Annotated in this window: 13 protein-coding genes; 8 read left to right on the forward strand and 5 right to left on the reverse strand. The window is 64.5% G+C overall.

Going from position 1 to position 17,828, the window contains the following annotated elements; genetic code table 11:
* Positions 1 to 157: 157 nt before the first annotated feature.
* The 7 genes from rho (at position 158) to ltrA (ending at position 10,337) form a co-directional block, all read left to right on the forward strand.
* Complete coding sequence (gene rho, locus ACRQ5Q_RS01065) at positions 158 to 1,423, forward strand: transcription termination factor Rho (RefSeq protein WP_011083462.1); 1,266 nt, start codon at positions 158 to 160, stop codon at positions 1,421 to 1,423.
* A gap of 321 nt (positions 1,424 to 1,744) precedes the next feature.
* Positions 1,745 to 3,097: a tRNA uridine-5-carboxymethylaminomethyl(34) synthesis GTPase MnmE gene (gene mnmE, locus ACRQ5Q_RS01070; RefSeq protein WP_439395628.1), complete on the forward strand. Its 1,353-nt coding sequence runs from the start codon at positions 1,745 to 1,747 to the stop codon at positions 3,095 to 3,097.
* A 603-nt stretch (positions 3,098 to 3,700) separates the two neighbouring features.
* Positions 3,701 to 5,581, forward strand: a complete 1,881-nt coding sequence (gene mnmG / locus ACRQ5Q_RS01075) for a tRNA uridine-5-carboxymethylaminomethyl(34) synthesis enzyme MnmG (protein ID WP_439395630.1) — start codon at positions 3,701 to 3,703, stop codon at positions 5,579 to 5,581.
* A 22-nt stretch (positions 5,582 to 5,603) separates the two neighbouring features.
* Complete coding sequence (gene rsmG, locus ACRQ5Q_RS01080; RefSeq protein WP_439372348.1) at positions 5,604 to 6,377, forward strand: 16S rRNA (guanine(527)-N(7))-methyltransferase RsmG; 774 nt, start codon at positions 5,604 to 5,606, stop codon at positions 6,375 to 6,377.
* Positions 6,378 to 6,403: 26 nt separating this feature from the next.
* Positions 6,404 to 7,270, forward strand: a complete 867-nt coding sequence (locus tag ACRQ5Q_RS01085; RefSeq protein ID WP_439372347.1) for a ParA family protein — start codon at positions 6,404 to 6,406, stop codon at positions 7,268 to 7,270.
* Between the two features lie 137 nt (positions 7,271 to 7,407).
* Complete coding sequence (locus tag ACRQ5Q_RS01090) at positions 7,408 to 8,295, forward strand: ParB/RepB/Spo0J family partition protein (protein ID WP_439372346.1); 888 nt, start codon at positions 7,408 to 7,410, stop codon at positions 8,293 to 8,295.
* A 662-nt stretch (positions 8,296 to 8,957) separates the two neighbouring features.
* A complete protein-coding gene (gene ltrA / locus ACRQ5Q_RS01095) occupies positions 8,958 to 10,337 on the forward strand; it encodes a group II intron reverse transcriptase/maturase (RefSeq protein WP_439368145.1) in 1,380 nt (459 codons plus the stop codon).
* An 82-nt stretch (positions 10,338 to 10,419) separates the two neighbouring features.
* Here the strand turns inward: ltrA and holA are convergent, their stop codons facing one another.
* The 5 genes from holA to ACRQ5Q_RS01120 form a co-directional block, all read right to left on the reverse strand.
* Positions 10,420 to 11,448, reverse strand: coding sequence for a DNA polymerase III subunit delta (gene holA, locus ACRQ5Q_RS01100; protein WP_439395632.1), 1,029 nt, complete (start codon positions 11,446 to 11,448; stop codon positions 10,420 to 10,422).
* 133 nt (positions 11,449 to 11,581) lie between these two features.
* Positions 11,582 to 12,133, reverse strand: coding sequence for an LPS assembly lipoprotein LptE (lptE, locus tag ACRQ5Q_RS01105; RefSeq protein ID WP_439372344.1), 552 nt, complete (start codon positions 12,131 to 12,133; stop codon positions 11,582 to 11,584).
* Complete coding sequence (gene leuS / locus ACRQ5Q_RS01110) at positions 12,120 to 14,756, reverse strand: leucine--tRNA ligase (protein WP_439395634.1); 2,637 nt, start codon at positions 14,754 to 14,756, stop codon at positions 12,120 to 12,122. Before leuS ends, lptE begins: the two co-directional genes overlap by 14 nt.
* A 288-nt stretch (positions 14,757 to 15,044) precedes the next feature.
* Positions 15,045 to 15,233, reverse strand: coding sequence for a hypothetical protein (locus tag ACRQ5Q_RS01115; RefSeq protein WP_439372342.1), 189 nt, complete (start codon positions 15,231 to 15,233; stop codon positions 15,045 to 15,047).
* A 15-nt stretch (positions 15,234 to 15,248) separates the two neighbouring features.
* Entirely contained in the window at positions 15,249 to 16,952 is a 1,704-nt protein-coding gene (locus tag ACRQ5Q_RS01120) for a diguanylate cyclase domain-containing protein (RefSeq protein ID WP_439395635.1), read from the reverse strand.
* A gap of 109 nt (positions 16,953 to 17,061) precedes the next feature.
* Here ACRQ5Q_RS01120 and ACRQ5Q_RS01125 point away from each other — a divergent pair, with 109 nt between their 5' ends.
* Positions 17,062 to 17,751, forward strand: a complete 690-nt coding sequence (locus ACRQ5Q_RS01125; RefSeq protein WP_439372340.1) for a YggS family pyridoxal phosphate-dependent enzyme — start codon at positions 17,062 to 17,064, stop codon at positions 17,749 to 17,751.
* The last annotated feature ends 77 nt before the right edge of the window (positions 17,752 to 17,828 follow it).

The raw sequence follows: 17,828 nt of genomic DNA on the forward strand, positions 1-17,828 counted from the left end.
GATGTGGTTGTGTCTGAGCTTTCCAGAGGCCGGACACCGCATCAGGTTTGAAGCCTCACCGGCACTCTCCTTGCCAGACCTGCGGACCTTATCTTCTCACGTCCGCATTTCAGAGCCTCCTCGCACCCCTCCAAGGTTACCCTACAGGACCACCCCAATGCGGGAAATTAAACTCCAGGACCTCAAGTCGAAGACCCCGGCCGAGCTCGTCTCGTTCGCGGAAGAGAACGGGGTCGAGAATGCCAGCACCATGCGCAAGCAGGAGCTGCTGTTCGCCATCCTCAAGCAGCTGTCGCTGGCCGAGACCGACATCGTCGGCGAAGGCGTCGTCGAGGTGCTCTCCGACGGTTTCGGCTTCCTCCGCTCGCCCGATGCCAATTATCTGCCGGGCCCGGACGATATCTACGTTTCGCCCTCGCAGATCCGCCGTTTCGGCCTGCGCACCGGTGACACCATCGAAGGCCACATCCGCAGCCCGAAAGAGGGCGAGCGCTACTTTGCGCTGCTGAAGGTCAACACACTCAATTTCGAGGACCCGGAAAAGGCCAAGCACAAGGTCAATTTCGACAACCTCACGCCGCTGTTTCCGAACCAGCGTTTCCGCATGGAGATCGACGATCCGACGCGGAAGGACCTGTCTGCACGCGTGATCGACATCGTGGCTCCGATCGGCAAGGGCCAGCGTGCGCTGATCGTTGCGCCGCCGCGCACGGGTAAGACCGTGCTGATGCAGAACATCGCGCACTCGATCACGCACAATCATCCCGAATGCTACCTGATCGTGCTCTTGATCGACGAGCGTCCGGAAGAAGTCACGGACATGCAGCGCTCGGTGAAAGGCGAGGTCGTGTCCTCGACCTTCGACGAGCCGGCGGTGCGTCACGTCCAGGTCGCCGAGATGGTGATCGAGAAGGCCAAGCGCCTGGTCGAGCATGGCCGCGACGTCGTGATCCTGCTCGATTCGATCACCCGCCTCGGCCGCGCCTACAACACCGTGGTGCCGTCATCCGGCAAGGTGCTGACCGGCGGTGTCGACGCCAACGCGCTGCAGCGCCCGAAGCGCTTCTTCGGTGCCGCCCGCAACATCGAGGAGGGCGGCTCGCTGACCATCATCGCGACCGCACTGGTCGATACCGGCAGCCGCATGGACGAAGTCATCTTCGAAGAGTTCAAGGGCACCGGTAACTCGGAGCTGATCCTCGACCGCAAGGTCTCGGACAAGCGCACCTTCCCGGCGATCGACATCTCGCGCTCCGGCACCCGCAAGGAGGAGCTCATCACCGATCCGCAGGTGCTCAAGAAGATGTACGTGCTCCGCCGCATCCTCAATCCGATGGGCACGATGGACGCGATCGACTTCCTGCTCGACAAGCTGCGCTCGACCAAGAGCAATTCGGAGTTCTTCGACTCCATGAACACCTGAACTTGAGCGCAGTGCAGCAAAGAATCAGAGGGCGCCTTCGGGCGCCCTTTTTTATTTTGCGGCTTTGCTGCAGCGAGCTCGCAGCATCGGATGCTGGCGGCGCCTTATCGAGACCCCCATTAATTCATTGATATATCTGAATAAAACTTGAATCCGTTTGGCCAAGCTCCTCCTGGAAGAAGCATTTCTGCTGCGAAAATGCTGCGGACATATTGCGGTGCAATAGAGAGATTCCGGCGATATTTGATGCACCAAAACTCTGCCTTCGGCGGAGCTGAAAACCGGTATTTGCCTTTTCACTGGCAGCCGGACAAATAGGCCATGCATCCGCGAGACCAGACCATTTTTGCGCTGTCATCCGGCCGGCCGCCCAGCGCGATCGCCGTGGTGCGCGTCTCTGGCTCGCAAGCCGGCCTGGCGCTGACGACGCTCGCGGGCCGGCTGCCGGCGCCGCGGCAGGCCAGCCGCCGGCTGCTCCGGGACGGGGCCGGCCAGGCGATCGATGACGCGGTCGTGCTCTGGTTTCCCGGGCCGGGCAGCGCGACCGGCGAAGACATCGCCGAATTTCACGTCCATGGCGGACGCGCGGTGGTGGCGGCTGTCCTAGTCGCAATTTCAGATATTCCGAATTCTCGCGCGGCCGAGCCTGGCGAGTTCACCCGGCGCGCCTTCGAGAACGGCAAGCTCGACCTCACCGAGGCCGAGGGCCTCGACGATCTCGTCCATGCTGATACCGACCGGCAGCGCCGCCAGGCGCTACGCCAGTTGCAGGGCCTGCTCGGCGACCGCGCGCGTGACTGGCGTGAGCGCATCATCGAGGCGTCCGCGCTGATCGAGGCCGGCATCGATTTTTCCGATGAAGGCGACGTGCCGGCGGAGCTGAGGGCGCCGGCGGTGAAAGCGATCCAGGCGCTGCACGCTGAAATCACAAAAGTCCTTGCGGCAAAGGGACATTCGGAACGCCTGCGCGACGGTCTCGTGGTTGCGATCGCCGGCGAGCCGAACGTCGGCAAGTCGACGCTGATGAATCAGCTCGCGCGCCGCGACGTCGCGATCGTCTCGCCACATGCCGGGACAACGCGCGATGTGATCGAGGTGCAGCTCGATCTGGATGGCTATCCGGTCACGGTCATCGACACCGCCGGCATTCGCGAAACCGAGGATCCGGTCGAGCAGGAAGGCGTGCGCCGCGCACGCGCGCGAGCCGAGGACGCGGACCTTGTGCTGTGGCTGGTGGAGGGCGGTCGAGCGATCGATCCGGAGGCGATGCGGTCGCTGAGGAAATCCGAAGACGATCGATCCAATGGCGCGGTCTGGGTCGTGCACAACAAGATCGATATCGGCGGGGCCGGAGGTGCCGAGCCGGCAGGCGAGTTCGCAATCTCGGCCAGCCGTGGCGACGGCATTCCCGAGCTAGTCGATGCCTTGGTAAAATTTGCCGCCAACTTCTTCGGGACAACCGAGGGCGCCTTGGTGACCCGGGTCCGCCAGCGCGATCTGTTGCGCGAAGCCTCGGATAGCTTGCGCCGGAGTCTCGACCTTGTAGAACAGGGCGAAGAGCTGGCCGCTGAAGAACTGCGTGCCGCCGCCTATGCCCTGGGTCGGCTATTGGGCCGGGTGGACGTCGAGGACGTCCTTGGGGCGATCTTCCAGAAATTCTGCATCGGAAAGTAGAGCTAGTTCTTGGTTGTAGAAATAGTCCTTGTTCCACTCCTTTTGTTTGACGTGAAACGCCCACAGGCGATTTCGGCTCTGTATACCTTGGAAGCATTCCTCGGGGTTCTCGCCGCGCCGGGAGTATCGTTCGCTTCGCCAACGAGAGAGGTTGCTTCTGTTTCACGTCAAACAGCGGGCGGCGCTGTCAGCAGCCTCCGTGGTTTCGCTTGAGGGGGTGTCTCTTTCTGTGAGCGGTGAGGGGTGAGGGCCGGCCGCCGCGCTCCGTCATTGCGAGGAGGCCTTGCGACGAAGCAATCCAGGCCGCCTCCGCGGAGCGAGCTTGGATTGCTCCGCTGCGCTCGCAATGACGGAGTGTGACGAGACCGTCTCGCCTCTGATTGGCACCTCGGCAACGGGCCGAGCAGGACGCGTCCATGCCCTCACGAGGGAAGCGTCGATCTTGTTTCACGTGAAACAGCAATCGGCTCAACCGCGCCTCTACGGTGCATGGGGTTGTTTTCGTCGGAAACCTTTGCCCTGGGCCGCCCCTGTTTCACGTGAAACACTGCTCCAACCAGTTTCCACTTCCGGCTTTTTCCGCTCTGGGATAGAAGTCCGCCGATGCAAACAGAGCGAGAGAGCTTCGACGTCATCGTGATTGGCGGCGGCCACGCCGGCTGTGAGGCCGCGGCTGCCGCTGCCCGGATAGGCGCAACCACCGCTCTGGTGACCCACCGCTTCTCCACGATCGGCGCGATGTCCTGCAATCCCGCCATCGGCGGTCTTGGCAAGGGTCATCTGGTCCGCGAGGTGGACGCCCTCGATGGCCTGATGGGCCGTGCCGGGGATGCCGGCGGCATCCAGTTTCGCGTCCTCAATCGCCGGAAGGGGCCCGCAGTGCGGGGTCCGCGCGCCCAGGCGGACCGGAAGCTGTATGCGGCGGCGATGCAGGCCGCGATCCTGGAGACCGAGGGCCTTTCCGTCATCGAGGGCGAAGCCGACGAGCTGATCCTGGTCGAGGGACGGGTCACCGGACTGCGTCTGGCCGACGGCCGGGAGCTTCGGGCAGGGGCCGTCGTCGTCACCACCGGCACCTTCCTGCGCGGTCTGATCCATCTCGGTGAGAAGAATTGGCCCGCCGGCCGGGTTGGAGAGGCGCCTGCGATCGGCCTTTCCAGCTCCTTCGAGCGGGCCGGCTTCGTGCTCGGGCGGCTGAAGACCGGGACGCCGCCGCGTCTGGACGGCACCACGATCGACTGGTCGGCGGTGGAAATGCAGCCCGGCGACGAGCCGCCGGAGCCGTTCTCGGTGATGACCGAGCGGATCACGACCCCGCAGATTCAGTGCGGGATTACCCGGACCACGCCGGCGACCCATGAGGTGATCCGGGCCAATGTTCATCGCTCCCCGATGTACTCCGGCCAGATCAAGAGCTCCGGTCCGCGCTACTGCCCCTCGATCGAGGACAAGATCGTCCGCTTTGGCGACCGCGACGGCCACCAGATCTTCCTGGAGCCGGAAGGGCTCGATGACAGCACCGTCTATCCCAACGGCATCTCCACCTCGCTGCCGGAGGAGGTCCAGCTCGCGATCCTCGCCAGCATTCCCGGCCTGGAGCGGGTGAAGATGGTCCGGCCGGGCTATGCCATCGAATACGACCATATCGACCCCCGCGAGCTCGATCCGACCCTGCAGACCAAGCGCCTGCGCGGTCTGTTCCTGGCCGGGCAGATCAACGGCACCACCGGATACGAGGAAGCCGCCGGGCAGGGCATCGTGGCCGGCCTGAACGCGGCGCTGTCCGCCAGCGGTGCCGCTCTGACGGTGTTTGACCGGGCCGATGGCTATCTCGGCGTCATGATCGATGACCTCGTCACCCGCGGGATCACCGAGCCCTATCGGATGTTCACCTCACGAGCCGAGTACCGGCTGACGCTGCGGGCCGACAATGCCGATCAGCGTCTGACGGAGAAAGGCATCGCACTTGGATGCGTCGGCAGTGCCCGGACCCGGCATCACCGCGCCAAGATGGACGCCCTGAACGCCGCCCGGATGTTGTCGAAGTCGCTCACCATCACACCGAACGAAGCGATCAGGCACGGGCTGTCCCTGAACCGGGATGGCCAGCGTCGCTCGGCCTTTGAGCTGATGGCCTATCCGGAGATCGGCTGGAGCCAGGTCCGCGCGATCTGGCCGGAGCTCTCCAGCATCGATCCCGTCATTGCCACCCATCTTGAGATCGACGCCAAGTACGATGTCTATCTGGAGCGCCAGAGCGCCGACGTCGAAGCCTTCCGGCGCGACGAGGGGATGGTGCTGGCGGAGGTCGACTACCAGCTGGTCCCCGGTCTCTCCAACGAGGTCCGCGCCAAGCTGGAGAAGGCGCGTCCGTTCACGGTGGGCCAGGCCGGCCGCATCGATGGCATGACGCCGGCGGCGCTCGGCATCCTCGCGGCCTATCTTCGCCGCGAGGCACGGAAGACTTCCAAGGCAATCGCATAAGCCAATTGGATAGGCGTTTCACGTGAAACAGCGCGGACCGGGCGGGGACAGGCCGCTATCGCGACGACCGGGAGCAGGCGAGGGCGTGGGTCGTCCATCCGAACCGACGCCGGCCAAACCCAGGATCGGCAAGGCCAGCGCGAACGATCAGTCGCTCGATTCAATCATCGCCGTGGACAAGATCGCGGCGCTCAAGCTCGCGCCCGTTTCACGTGAAACCGAGGACCGCCTCGATCGCTACATTGTGCTGCTGCGGGAGTGGCAGGCCAAGACCAATCTCGTCGCACCCTCGACCCTGCCGAAGCTCTGGAGCCGGCACGTCGCCGATTCGCTCCAGCTCGTCGACCTCGCGCCATCGGCAAAGCGCTGGGCCGACCTCGGCAGCGGCGGCGGCTTTCCCGGCGTCGTGCTCGCCTGCGCCATGGCCGGGACGCCGGGCGCCAGCGTCCACCTCGTCGAGCGAATCGCCAAGAAGGCCGCCTTTTTGCGCGAAGCTGTCCGCGTCACCGCATCTCCGGGAGTCGTACATCTCGCCGAGATCGGGGATAATGTGGATAGAATCACCGGCCCCGTCGATTGCGTCACTGCGCGTGCGCTGGCTCCGCTACATCAACTCATCGGCTTTGCGGAGCCGTTGATGCGCCAAGGCGCAAAGGCGCTATTTCCGAAGGGTCAAGATGTAGAGGCTGAATTGACCGAAGCCGCTAAATATTGGAATATTCAGCCCGAGCTCCACCATAGCCGCACGGGCGACGGCTGGATCGTGGAGTTGAATGCCGCCGAACGGCGCGGGTGAGACGTTCAGGGGAGTGGGGAATTTCGATGAGCGTGATGGACGAGCCGCAGCAAGACCAGACCGACCAAGAGAAGGCTGAGGTTCCGCACGGTCATCCGCGCATCCTCGCCCTGGCGAATCAGAAAGGCGGCGTGGGAAAAACAACCACAGCGATCAACCTAGGCACGGCGCTCGCGGCGATCGGCGAGCGCGTCCTGATCGTCGATCTCGATCCGCAGGGCAATGCGTCGACCGGCCTCGGCATCGACCGCCGCAACCGCTCCTGCTCGACCTACGACGTGCTCGTCGGCGAAGCGGCCTTGCGCGAGGCGGTGGTCTCGACCGCGGTGCCGCGGCTGCACATCGCGCCGTCGACCATGGATCTCTCCGGCCTCGAGCTGGAGCTCGGCACCACGCCCGGGCGCGCCTTCAAGCTGCGGGACGCGATCGGCGCGCTCAACAACAACGTCTCGCCGGATGCCGACTACACCTATGTGCTGATCGACTGCCCGCCGTCGCTCAACCTGCTCACCGTGAACGCGATGGCCGCTTCCGATGCGATCCTGGTGCCGTTGCAGTGCGAGTTCTTCGCCCTCGAAGGCCTGTCGCAATTGCTGCAGACGGTGGAGCAGGTGCGTTCGACGCTCAATCCGAACCTGTCGATCCACGGCATCGTGCTGACCATGTTCGACTCGCGCAACAACCTCTCCAACCAGGTTGTCGCCGACGTCCGCCAGTTCATGGGCGAGAAGGTCTACAAGACCATGATCCCGCGCAACGTGCGCATCTCCGAAGCGCCGTCCTACGGCAAGCCGGTGCTGGTCTACGATCTCAAATGTGTCGGCAGCGAAGCTTACTTGCGGCTCGCCACCGAAGTGATCCAGCGCGAGCGCGAGCTGCGCACGACGCATTGAAGATGCCGCAGGGTGAGCAAAGGCGTCTTTGCAGTGCCCACCGTCTTCCGCACATAAACAACCGGTGGGCACGCTTTGCCCACCCTACGCTGAATTCAGTTCTGGAGTGCTGCACCGTGAATCCAAGGGAGCTGGCGATGGCCGACGAAGCGCGTTCGCGACTGGGCCGGGGTCTTGCAAGTCTGATCGGTGACGTCGGCGGCGAAGCCCAGCATGTCGATCGTCCGCGCGCGCAGCGCAAGGTGCCGATCGAATTCATCAAGGCCAATCCCCGCAACCCGCGCCGCACGTTTTCGGACACCGAGCTCAAGGAGCTCTCTGACTCCATCAAGCAGCATGGCGTGATCCAGCCGATCGTGGTGCGTCCGGTGAAGGGCGCGCAGGATCGCTACGAAATCATCGCCGGCGAGCGGCGCTGGCGCGCCTCGCAGATGGCCGGCCTGCACGAGGTGCCGATCGTCCCGGTCGACATCAGCGACAGCGATGCGCTCGAGTTTGCGATCGTCGAGAACGTGCAGCGCGAGGACCTCAACCCGATGGAGGAGGCGCAGGGCTATCACGCGCTCGCCAACGAGTTCAAACGCAGCCAGGACGACATCGCGAAAGTCGTCGGCAAGAGCCGCAGCCACGTCGCCAACATGATGCGGCTGACGAAGCTGCCGGCCGAGGTGCAGGCCCTCATCGCGACTGGTGAATTGACGGCCGGTCACGCCCGCGCGCTGATCGGCGTGCCCGATCCGCTCAGTGCGGCCAAGCGCATCGTCGAGGAGGGCCTCAACGTCCGTCAGGCCGAGGCGCTCGCGCATGAAGAGGGCGTGCCTGAGCGCAAGCCCCAGAAGGCGCGCAGCACCGGGGGCAAGGAAAAGGACCCCGACACGATCGATCTCGAAAAGCGCGTCAGCGACGCGCTCGGCCTCAAGGTCACCGTCAATCACCGCGACCCCGGCGGCTCCGTGCAGATCAACTACCGCAACCTCGATCAGCTCGACGAGGTGATGAAGCGGCTCGCCAAGGGCGGGATTTAGGCTCACCTCGGTGTCGTCAGGGCCTGGTGCGCAATTGCGCACGGCGGCCAGGCCGACGGCTGAGGGCGTGGCGCGCATCTACGTCGACCCCGTCATTGCGAGCGCAGCGAAGCAATCCAGAGTCCCTTCGCGGAAAGATTCTGGATTGCTTGTGCGCCAGGCAAGCTGGCGTGGTCCAACCGGTGGAAGTCCGGTCCGGGTAAGCGGTAGCGAGCGCCCGGTAGTGAGTGTTGCGTGGCCGTCGGCAACGGCGGCTGCGAAGCGTACACAACGATGCTGTGGGGTGGGCTATTGAGCCGCGAAAGACAGAAACTCGCAGAGGCCGAGCCGGTAAGCAACGTCGAAGGCAACATGTGCGGCGCCGTTATGCGAGGCGCTGACGCTCTGCCGTGGTCGAAGACCCCATCACGCAGCAAAGGACCGCGTCGGAACCTGGGAGGTCCCGCATCTGACCGATGGCAACATGCCCCCAAGGTCCGCATCGGGAAGGCGAGGAGCCAAAGCCGATGACGAACGGATGCGGGAAGTCGGACGCGGCCGTAGTAGCGTCGAAGCCTGCGAACGAAGCGGAGCGATCCGCGGAGGAGTTGGTGGAGCGAAGGGCCGCGACCAAGGGGAATGCGGACCAGCAAAGCACGCCCCGGACGCCGAGCCGGACAAGCGTGACACAGGCGTTGGAACGCATACGGCGAACTGCAAGGGAAAGGAAGAAGGAGAGGTTCACTGCGCTGCTTCACCACATCACGCCTGAACTGCTCGAGGCGGAGTTCTTCGCGCTGAAGAAGCATGCCGCGCCGGGTGTGGACGGAATGATGTGGCGGGACTACGAGCAAGACCTCAAGGCCAATCTTGAGGACCTGCATGCTCGTGTTCACCGGGGAGCGTACCGGCCGCAGCCGTCGCGGCGGGTCCATATCCCGAAGCAGGATGGGCGGCAGCGACCGCTGGCGATTGCGTCCCTCGAGGACAAGATCGTTCAGCGGGCAACCGCTACGGTGCTCAACGCGATCTACGAGGAGGACTTCCTCGGGTTCTCGTATGGGTTCCGGCCCGGGCGCAGCGCGCACGATGCGATGGATGCGCTGCTGGTCGGAATCGAGAGCCGGCGGGTGAACTTCATTGTTGACGCCGATATCCGCTCGTTCTTCGACATGGTGGACCAGGAATGGCTCATCCGCTTCGTCGAACATCGGACCGGCGACCAGCGTATCATCCGTCTGATCCGCAAATGGCTCAAGGCGGGTGTTCTCGAAGAAGGAACGGTCAGGGTCAGCGAACAGGGGACGGCACAAGGGGCGGTGATCTCGCCGCTGCTTGCCAACATCTACCTGCACTATGCCCTCGATCTGTGGGCCGAACGCTTCAGACGGCGCGAGGCCGCGGGTGACATGATCATCGTGCGCTACGCTGACGACTTCATCGTCGGCTTCGAGCATGAGAATGAGGCCCGGCACTTCCTCGAAGAATTGCGCAAACGGCTGCAGGAGTTCGCGCTGTCACTGCACCCTGAGAAAACCCGGCTGATCGAGTTCGGACGTCATGCGGAGGACAACCGCAGGCGGCGCGGGCTCGGCAAGCCGGAGACCTTCAACTTCCTCGGCTTCACCTTCATCTGCAGCCGATCCAAGCAAGGCAAGTTCCAGATCAGGCGCAAGTCTCGCAAAGACCGCATGCGGGCGAAACTGCAAGCCGTGAAGCAGGGAATGCGACGGCGTATGCACCAGTCGGTGCTCGAACAGGGCAAATGGCTGCGGCAGGTCGTTACCGGGTACTTCAACTACCACGCGGTACCGACCAACAGCCGAGCGCTCAGCGCCTTCCGCTACTTCGTCACCGAACAATGGAGGCGGATGCTTCGGCGCCGCAGCCAGATTGACGGGACCACGTGGCAGCGGGTCGCGCGGCTTGCCTCCGACTTGCTCCCCAAGCCACAAATCCTCCATCCTTGGCCCCGAACACGCTTCACCGCTACTCACCCGAGGTGGGAGCCGTATGCGGGAAAGCCGCACGTACGGATCTGTGCGGGGGGCGCCCAGCAATGAGCGTCCCTACCGCGACCGCTGCGCTCGCAATGACGATTGAGAGAGTTGCGCTCGCAACGACGTGGAGCGAGCGGCGCCTATGCTAGCCCCGCCGCTTCGCATTCGCCGCGATCGCCATCAGCGTGCGCTGGGCGATGGCGGCGGCTAGCGTCGATTGCTTGCGGGTGTCGAGCGCGGCGGTTGCGAGCTGCTCGATCACGGCGGCGAGCCGTGCCACATTGAAATTGCGCAGCGCGGTTTCGACCATCGGCTTTCGTGAAAAGTGCAGCCGCGGATAACCGCCGTCGAGCACGGTGGAGGCAGGCTGGCCGTCGGCGATCGCGAGCGCGGATTTGTGCAGCCACGCGGCCTGGCGCTGCGCGGCCGAGATGATCACGCCGGGATAGGTGCCGGCGATCATGGCTTTTGCAAATTCGGTCTCGACGATGTCGGGTCGACCGGCGAAGGCGCCGTCCACGATCGGATCGAGCTTCAGCTCGGATGCATCCGCGACCACCGACATCACGTCATCGAGCGTGATCTCGCCCTTGCCATGGGCGTACAGCGTGAGCTTGCGCAGCTCGTTGCGCGACGCCTGGCGGTCGCCGCCGAGGAACGACATCAGCGCCGCGCGGGCATCCTGCGCGATGCGCAGGTTCGCGATGCGGAGCTCGTCGTCCATCAGCTTGGCGAGGTCGCGCTCGGTGTCGGGATAACAGCCGATCGCGACCGCCGTCTTGGCCTTCTCGCAGGCCTTGCGCAGCGGCGATTCCGGGCGCAACTCGCCGGCCTCGATCACGATGCGGCAGTCCTTCACGCTCATCTCGGCCAGTGTGTCGATGCCGGCGGCAAAGCTGCGCGAGCCGGCACGGATACGGAGGGCGCGGCGGCCGCCGAACAGCGGCACCGTCATCGCTTCGTCGACGAGGCGTGAAGGCTCGGCGGAGAGCTCGTCGCCGTCGAGCTTCACCAGCGAGAAGGGATCGTTGGGATCGTCGACCGCCGAGGCAATCAGCGCGTCGGCGCGTTCGCGCACGAGTCCGGCATCGGGACCGTAGAGCAGGATGATCGGCCGGCCCGCATCGGGGCGGGCGAGGAAGGCGTCGATCTCTTTTCCGCGCAGCGCGACCATCGGCCTAGATCGTCATTCCGGAGCGCCTCGTCAGAGGCGAACTACGGTGCGCAATTGCGCACCTGAGAATCCGGAGATTGGGCATCGAGATTCCGGGTTCATGCTTCGCAGGCCCCGGAACGACGGGAATGAACTACGTGCCCGCGGTGAAGAACGCGGCGAGCCGGGTGTTGATGTTCTCTGCGATTTCGTTGGCGGCACGATCCTCTGCATCGCGAACGGCACGATTGCGCGAGAAGCGCTGGTAGGAGCCGGGCATGTCGTAGGACACGCGCGAGAACGTGGTGCCGGTCATGACCGACCTGCCGCTGACGATCTCGACCAGATTGTACTGGCAGTCGATGCCGTAATTCTCGGTGCTCGGCAGACCCGTGTTGGGATCGACGATCAGGGACGAGCGGCTGGAGGTGAAGCGGATGTCCAGGCGGTGGGTCGGCGGCATGCCCGTGGCGCTGCCGTACAGCTTGAAGGCCAGGGCGTTGCGGACCTCGACGCCGACACGGGCCTCGCGGGAGGCGTTGGGCTTGTTGATTGGCGGCAACTCGACGCCCATCAGCTTCTCGCGCAGGCCGGGGGTGCCGTCGCCGCGCTCGGCATACATCGGCTGGAAGCAGCCAGCCGTCAGCGCCGCCAGTGCGGCGACTGCCAGCAGGCGGGCTGTGATGCGGATCCTAGCCGACAACATTCACGATCCTCTTGGGGACGATGATCACCTTGCGGACGGGCCTGCCGTCCAGGGCCAGCTTTACCGCATCGAGAGCCAAAACGGCAGCCTCGATTTCCGGATTCTGGGCCGCTGTTGCAACTGTGACCTCACCCCGCTTCTTGCCGTTGACCTGAACCACCAGGGTCACGCTGTCTTCAACCAACAAATCGCGTTCGATTTGCGGCCAACTGGCCTCCGAAACCAGCCCCTTTTGGCCCAGAACCTGCCAGCACTCCTCGGCCAGGTGCGGCATCATCGGGGAGAACAGCTGGATCAGGATCTGGCTGGCCTCCCGGATCGCCCAGGCCAAATCTGGAGTGAGGTCAGGGGCCGGCTGGCCGGGACGCTGGAGCACCTCTGAGAAGGCATTCGTGAATTCGCGGATATGGGCGAGGCAGACGTTGAAGTGCAGCCGCTCGATCCCGGTGGTGACCTTGTCCAGCGTGCCATGGGCGGCCTTGCGCAGGGCGGTCGCATCCGGGCCGAAGCTGGCGGGCCGGGCTGCCGGCGCGGCCTTGCCGAGCTCGACGGCGTCGTTCACCAGCCGCCACAGCCGCTGCACGAAGCGCGAGGCGCCCTGGACGCGCTCGTCGCTCCAGATCACGTCGCGGTCGGGCGGGGAGTCCGACAGCATGAACCAGCGGGCGACGTCGGCGCCGTAGGTCTCGATGATGTCGTCGGGGTCGACGGTGTTCTTCTTCGACTTCGACATCTTCTCGATCGGGCCGATCGTGATGTCTTCGCCCGACGCGAGCAGCGTCGCGCGGCGGCCGTTGCCGCCAACCTCGATCTTCACCTCGGCCGGCTGCACATAGGTGCCGTCGGCCGTCTGATAGGTCTCGTGCACAACCATGCCCTGCGTGAACAGGCCGGCGAACGGCTCGTCCAGCGCGATATGCCCGGTCGCCTTCATCGCGCGGGTGAAGAAGCGGCTGTAGAGCAGATGCAGGATCGCGTGCTCGACGCCGCCGATATACTGGTCGACCGGCAGCATCCGGTTGGCCACCTCGGGCGTCGTCGGCGAATTCTCGTTCCAGGGATCGGTGAAGCGCGCGAAGTACCAGGACGAATCGACGAAGGTGTCCATGGTGTCGGTTTCGCGCTGGGCCTTGCCGCCGCATTGCGGGCAGGTGACGTGCTTCCAGGTCGGATGATGGTCGAGCGCGTTGCCTGGCTTGTCGAAGGTCGCATCGTCCGGCAGCTTCACCGGAAGATCAGCAGCAGGTACCGGGACCACGTCGCACTTCGGGCAATGGATCACCGGGATCGGGCAGCCCCAATAGCGCTGGCGCGAAATGCCCCAGTCGCGCAGGCGGAAATTCACCTGCCGCTCGCCGACCGGCGCGTTGCCGCGCAGCTCGCTCTCCAGACGCTTCGCCACCTCTTCCTTGGCCTGATCGATGGTCATGCCGTCGAGGAAGCGGGAATTGATCATGCGGCCCTCACCGTCATAGGCGGTGTCGGTGATGACGAACGATTTCGGATCCTGGCCCTCGGGACAAACGACCGGCGTATTGCCAAGGCCGTATTTGTTGACGAAGTCGAGGTCGCGCTGGTCGTGCGCGGGGCAGCCGAAGATCGCGCCGGTGCCGTATTCCATCAGCACGAAGTTGGCGACATAGACCGGCAGCTTCCAGCTCGGGTCGAACGGATGCACTGCGCGGATGCCGGTGTCAAAACCCTGCTTCTCCGCGGTGTCGATGAGCGACTGCGCCGTGCCGATCTTCTTGATGTCGGCGATGAACTCCGCGAGCTCCGGGTTCTTGGCGCTAGCTGCCTGCGCCAGCGGATGATCCGCCGAGATCGCCATGAATTTTGCGCCGAACAGCGTGTCCGGGCGCGTCGTGAAGATCTTCAGCTCGCTTTCGCCAGCCGGCGTCGTCGCCGGATCCAGCGCGAACCGGATCAAGAGGCCCTCGGAGCGGCCGATCCAGTTGCGCTGCATGAGGCGCACCTTGTCGGGCCAGCGGTCGAGACCATCCAGCGCGGACAGCAGCTCCTGCGAGTATTTCGTGATCTTGAACACCCACTGGCTCATCTCGCGCTGTTCGACGATCGCACCGGAGCGCCAGCCGCGGCCGTCGATCACCTGCTCGTTGGCGAGCACGGTCATGTCGACCGGATCCCAGTTGAGCTTGCGCTTCTCGCGCTCGGCGAGGCCGGCGGCGAGCATGTCCAGGAACATCTTCTGCTGATGCTTGTAGTAGCTGGGATCGCAGGTCGCGAATTCGCGGCTCCAGTCCAGCGACAGCCCGATCGAGCGGAGCTGCTTCTTCATCGCGGCGATGTTGTCGTAGGTCCACGCCTTGGGCGCGACCTTGCGCTCGATGGCGGCGTTCTCCGCCGGCAGGCCAAAGGCGTCCCAGCCCATCGGGTGCAGCACGTTGAACCCCTTGGCGCGCATGAAGCGGGCCAGCACGTCGCCGAGCGTATAATTCCGGACGTGGCCGATATGGATGCGCCCGGACGGGTAGGGGAACATCTCGAGCACATAGTATTTCGGCCGCGGATCGTCGTTCTTCGAGACGAAGATCGCCTGCTGGTCCCAGGCAGCCTGCCAGCGCGGTTCGGAATCCCGGGCGTTGTAGCGTTCGGAGGTCATGGAATCGTTGGTTTTTCTTGGGTTCGGCCGTCTAAAGACGGCGGACTAGGCCATAGAAGCCCTCGGGGGGTCAATGGGTTGCCTCATGCAGGGAACCTGGGGCGCTGCTCCGCATAGCTACCGAGCCAGCTGTTGGGATGTGATTAAGGGGGCGATACGAGGTTGCGGCCCGCGGGGACCCCAAAATACTTGCAATGGACCCCAGCAACCCGACCATGATTATTTCCGCGTCCATCGCCGGACGGGCCATGCGGGGCGTGGCCGAGCAGCGGATTGCGCCGACGCCGATCAATTTTTGCCGTCTGGTTCCAATATTTCGCGGGCAGCCACGACGACTTGCGCAACGCCATCGATCTGCTGATCGACCACAATCGCCCGTTCGACGCCCGGACCAAGCAGAACCGGTTCGAGACCGCGCCGCAGGTACGCGCCCGTCGACACGTCCGAGCGGCTGCACGCCGTGATGGGTGCGACCAAGGAGTTTCTGGCTGGTCAGGCGCTCGCCGCCATCATCATGCCAGCCGCGCCGGTCTCGATCGCCTGCACGCCGTGCTCGACGACGTTGTTGCGGCCGCGATGTTTGGCGGCGTAGAGCGCGGCGTCGGCAGCTTCGATGAGATCGCCGGGGCGGAGCGCCTCGTTGGGCCTCGTCGCGGCAACGCCGATCGAGACGGTGACGATCATGTGGGCGGAGGTGATGTGCGGCAGGCACAGCTTCAGCACGGCCGCACGCACCTGCTCGCCGATCTCGACGGCGCGGTTCACGTCCGTGTTGGGCAAGAGCAGGCAGAATTCCTCGCCGCCATAGCGCGCGGCAAAGCCCATCGTGTCGGCGGCGATGCCGGAGAGCGACTCGCCGAGCCGGGTCAGGCAGGAATCGCCTTCGAGATGGCCGTAGGTGTCGTTGAACAGCTTGAAATGGTCGACATCGATCATCAGCAGCGCGAGGTCGCTGCCATATTGCTGCGCGCGCATCCACTCGAAATCGAGCCGGCTCTGGAAGCCGCGGCGGTTGGCGAGGCCCGACAGCATGTCGATCGAGGCCATCACGGTCAGGCGGTCGTTGCTCGCGATCAGCTCGCGTTCGCGCTGGCTGAGCTGCGCGGCCATCGCGTTGAAGGCGCGGGCCAGCGGCACGAACTCGGCCGGTAGGCGATTGCGCGCGGCGCGCGCCGACAGATCACCCTCGCCGAGACGCTTGGCCATGTCGGCGAGCATCTCGATCGGCTTGATCACGAGTTTCTCGGCCGCGATGAGCGCACCGAGCAGCACGAACACGACGACGAAAGCGAGCTGCAGATAGGCGGTACGGATGTCGCGGCTCACCGCAGCGGACACCTTGTCCTCGTCGATGCTGGCGATCAGGCGGGCATTGGTGTCGGCGATACGGATGTAGCTGACTGCGCGGCGGGAACCATCGGCGGCGAGAAAGGACAGCGAGCCCTCGTCCTGGTCCGAGCGCAGCGCCCTGTCGGCGATTGCGGACATCAGCGGCATGTTGTCGAGGGGACGGCCGACCGCGCTGTGCTGGTCGGCGGGGGTGGCCAGCACCGTGCCGGCGCTGTCGACCAGCACGGCGGTGATGCCGGCGCGGCCGCCGAGATTGTTCATGACCTTCGACATCCAGTCGAGGTTGACGGTCGCCAGCACGACGGCATCGGCGGCGCCGCTGAACGCGGACACCGGATAGACCGCCATCACGGTCGGCGACGGCACCGGCCGCGACAGGATGAAATCGCTCAGCACGAAGCGGCCGGTTTCCTGCGCCTTCTGGAAGTAGGGCCGGTCGCTGAGGTCGAGGCCGACATACATGTTGTTGGTGGCGCACTGGATGCGTCCGTCCTGGCCCGCGATCAGCAGCGTGCGGATCCAGGGCAGGTTCGAGGGCAGGCTCGCGCGCAGCACGTCGCAGCTCTTGCTGATGCCGCCCGCGGAGGCACGGATGAAGGCTTCCGATTTCAGGATGGTCTCGACCGACGAGATCACCTCGCGCTGCGCATCGGCGCTGTGCCGGGCGACGGTGATGAATTCGGCCGCGGCCTGCGCAATCTGCCGCGTGCGCGCGTCCTCGAGGGAACGAATGCGCTCGAGCATCAATGGCGCAACCAGAATCACGGCAAGCAACGCAAGCCGGGCCCGGATTCCGAGAACCTGCTTGAGTTTCGCTCGTTTGCGGTTGAAACTGACGTTTGCCATCTTCGCTGCCCACCCCGCGGGCTAAGGTAAAGCGAAGGGTTCAAAAACTCTTTCTTGAACTCGGTAAAATTGGACTTACCTCCCGTACGATCGCGGCCAACCCAACGTCATGACAGAAAAAAGCGCAGCGCCGATAACCGGCGATTCACCAAACGCACTCGCCTCGGTCGAGGCCGAAATTGCACGCGCCTGCAAGGACGCGCGGCGTGATCGCAGCTCCGTCACGCTGATCGCGGTATCCAAGACGTTCGCAGCAGATGCAATTACGCCGGTCATCGCCGCCGGGCACCGCGTATTCGGCGAGAATCGGGTGCAGGAGGCCAAAGGCAAGTGGCCGGCGTTAACGTCTGTTTACCCGGATATCGCGCTGCACCTGATCGGGCCGCTGCAGTCCAACAAGGCGAAGGAGGCCGTCGCGCTGTTCGACGCCATTCATTCTGTTGATCGTCCGAGCATTTGCCAGGCGTTAGCCAAGGAAATCGAATCCCAGAAAAAGCACCCGCAGTTGTTCGTCCAGATCAACACCGGGGAGGAGCCGCAGAAGGCCGGCGTCGCGCCCGGCGAGGCCGATGCCTTCCTCGCAAGCTGCCGCGACACCTATGGGCTGACGATTTCCGGACTGATGTGCATCCCGCCGGTCGACGAGCCGCCGGCCGCGCATTTTGCGCTGACCGCCAAGATCGCGGAGCGCAACGGCTTGAAGAATCTCTCGATGGGCATGAGCGCCGATTTCGCGACAGCCATCATGCTCGGCGCCACCCACGTGCGCGTGGGCAGCGCGATCTTCGGGCATCGGTAGGAGTCGTACGCGAGTCGCGTGCAGGACAACCGCTCTCGAATTCGTCATTGCGAACGTAGCGAAGCAATCCAGAATCT

Origin of the sequence: Bradyrhizobium sp. PMVTL-01, from assembly GCF_051861855.1 — a bacterium.
In the GTDB taxonomy this organism is placed as follows: Bacteria; Pseudomonadota; Alphaproteobacteria; order Rhizobiales; family Xanthobacteraceae; genus Bradyrhizobium.

Excerpts from the sequence above, each read along its gene's own strand:
- ACRQ5Q_RS01125 (WP_439372340.1), top strand. The coding sequence starts at position 17,062 with ATGACAGAAAAAAGCGCAGCGCCGATAACCGGCGATTCACCAAACGCA.
- ACRQ5Q_RS01090 (WP_439372346.1), top strand. The coding sequence starts at position 7,408 with ATGGCCGACGAAGCGCGTTCGCGACTGGGCCGGGGTCTTGCAAGTCTG.
- mnmG (WP_439395630.1), top strand. The coding sequence starts at position 3,701 with ATGCAAACAGAGCGAGAGAGCTTCGACGTCATCGTGATTGGCGGCGGC.
- holA (WP_439395632.1), bottom strand. The coding sequence starts at position 11,448 with ATGGTCGCGCTGCGCGGAAAAGAGATCGACGCCTTCCTCGCCCGCCCC.
- ACRQ5Q_RS01085 (WP_439372347.1), top strand. The coding sequence starts at position 6,404 with ATGAGCGTGATGGACGAGCCGCAGCAAGACCAGACCGACCAAGAGAAG.
- leuS (WP_439395634.1), bottom strand. The coding sequence starts at position 14,756 with ATGACCTCCGAACGCTACAACGCCCGGGATTCCGAACCGCGCTGGCAG.
- rho (WP_011083462.1), top strand. The coding sequence starts at position 158 with ATGCGGGAAATTAAACTCCAGGACCTCAAGTCGAAGACCCCGGCCGAG.
- lptE (WP_439372344.1), bottom strand. The coding sequence starts at position 12,133 with ATGTTGTCGGCTAGGATCCGCATCACAGCCCGCCTGCTGGCAGTCGCC.
- ACRQ5Q_RS01120 (WP_439395635.1), bottom strand. The coding sequence starts at position 16,952 with ATGGCAAACGTCAGTTTCAACCGCAAACGAGCGAAACTCAAGCAGGTT.
- mnmE (WP_439395628.1), top strand. The coding sequence starts at position 1,745 with ATGCATCCGCGAGACCAGACCATTTTTGCGCTGTCATCCGGCCGGCCG.